Source organism: Neisseria sp. P0021.S005 (assembly GCF_051956955.1).
This window is the reverse complement of sequence record NZ_JBQCWY010000530.1, coordinates 1-2,149: the sequence shown is the minus strand read 5'-3', so window position 1 is coordinate 2,149 and position 2,149 is coordinate 1. Positions and strand designations below refer to the sequence as shown.

The 2,149-nt window shown below is 51.6% G+C and carries 2 protein-coding genes; both read left to right on the top strand.

The features are described 5' to 3' along the window. Window positions 1–1,436 (top strand): electron transfer flavoprotein-ubiquinone oxidoreductase (locus tag ACTHUE_RS16475; protein ID WP_440424005.1); only part of this gene is annotated, 1,436 nt, incomplete at its 5' end. 84 nt (window positions 1,437–1,520) lie between these two features. Then, window positions 1,521–2,149 (top strand): dihydropteroate synthase (gene folP, locus ACTHUE_RS16470; protein ID WP_440424004.1); only part of this gene is annotated, 629 nt, incomplete at its 3' end.

Sequence of the window (2,149 nt, the reverse complement as noted above, 5' to 3'; positions counted from 1 at the left end):
AAAAAGGCGCGCCGCTGACGCGTACAGTGACGAAGGACAGGGTTTTGTTCCTGACCGAGAAAAAAGCCTTCAACTTGCCGGTTACCCCGAATTTCGACAACCATGCGAACTATATTGCCAGCTTGGGCGAAGTCGTGCGCTGGCTGGCAGAGCAGGCGGAAAATATGGGCGTGGAAATCTATCCGGGCTTTGCCGCTGCCGAAGTGCTGTATCACGAAGACGGTTCGGTCAAAGGTATTGCGACCGGCAATATGGGTGTGGGCAAAGACGGCGAACCGACCGATTCATTCCAGCCAGGCATGGAGCTTTGGGCGCAGCAAACCCTGTTTGCCGAAGGCTGTCGCGGCTCGCTTTCCAAACAAGTCATCGAACGTTTCCAACTCGACCAAAACAGCGAGCCGCAAACTTACGGCTTGGGCATTAAAGAAATTTGGGAAGTGCCGTCTGAAAAACATCAGCCCGGTTTGGTTATGCACAGCGCAGGCTGGCCGTTGGACAGCAAAACCTATGGCGGATCGTTTATTTATCATTTTGACGAAAACAAAGTCGCTGTCGGCTTTGTGGTCGGCTTGGATTATCAAAACCCTTATCTGTCGCCGTTTGAAGAGTTCCAACGTTTCAAAACCCATCCTGAAATCCGCAAAACCTTCGAAGGCGGTCGCCGTATCGCTTATGGTGCGCGTTCGCTGATTGAAGGCGGTTTGCAAAGCCTGCCGAAACTCTCGTTCAGAGGCGGCGTTTTGGTCGGCGATGCCGCAGGTTTCCTGAATATGCCGCGCATCAAAGGCATCCATACGGCCATGAAATCCGCCATGCTTGCCGCAGAAGCCGTGTTCCCTTTGTTGGAAAACCTCGAAGAAGTGGAGGGTTTCGACAGCGGCAAAGAGGCGGCGGATTATCAGCAACGGTTTGAACAAAGCTGGCTGTATCAAGAGCTTTACGCCGCACGCAATGTCCGTCCGTCATTCAAATGGGGCGTTTACCTCGGCTCAATCTATACCGGCATCGACCAAATGATTTTTAGAGGCAAAGCCCCGTGGACCTTGAAACATCACGGCAAAGACAACGAGCAGCTCAAAAAAGCCGCCGAATGCAAGCCGATTGATTATCCGAAACCCGACGGAGTTTTGACCTTCGACCGTTTGAGCAGCGTCTTCCTTGCCAACCTTGCGCACGAAGAAAATCAGCCCGACCATTTGGTGCTGAAAAATCCGCAGGTCATGATAGACGTAAACTACAAAGAATACGCCTCGCCCGAAACCCGCTATTGTCCGGCCGGCGTATATGAAATCGTCGAAGAAAACGGCAGTCCGCGTATGCAAATCAACGCCGCCAACTGCGTTCACTGCAAAACGTGCGACATCAAAGACCCAACGCAAAACATCACTTGGATTTGTCCCGAAGGCGCAAGCGGACCGAATTACGGCGGAATGTAATTGACTGTTTTGAAGTCAAAACCTAAAGGCCGTCTGAAAAGTTTCAGACGGCCTCTATCCTATTATTTCATCAATGGAAGCATTATGAACACGCACATTTGGCAGGCAGGCCGATTTGAAATCGCCTTAGACAAACCAAAAATCATGGGCATCGTCAATCTGACCCCCGATTCATTTTCCGATGGCGGCACCTATTCGCAAAATGTCCAAATAGCATTGGCACATGCCGAGCAGCTGCTGAAAGACGGCGCGGATATTCTCGATATCGGCGGCGAATCTACCCGCCCGGGTTCGGATGATGTTTCTCTCGAAGAAGAATGGGCAAGGGTGCAGTCGGTTTTGGCGGAAGTCACCAAGTGGAATGTTCCCGTCAGCTTGGACACGCGCCGCACGGTGATTATGGAAAAAGCCTTGGCGCAAGGTGGCGTCGATATTATCAACGATGTTGCCGCATTGAGTGATAAAGGCGCAGTCGCATTGTTGGCGCAACAGCCGAATACAGGCGTGTGTCTCATGCACATGCAGGGTTTGCCCAAAACCATGCAGCTTAATCCGCAATATCAAGATGTCGTCGAAGAAGTCGCGCGTTATTTAAAAGCACGCGCGGTAGAATGCGTTCAAGCAGGTATTGCCCCTGAACGCATCACACTAGACCCCGGCTTCGGTTTCGGCAAAAACCTGCAACACAACATCACCCTGATAAAACATTTGCC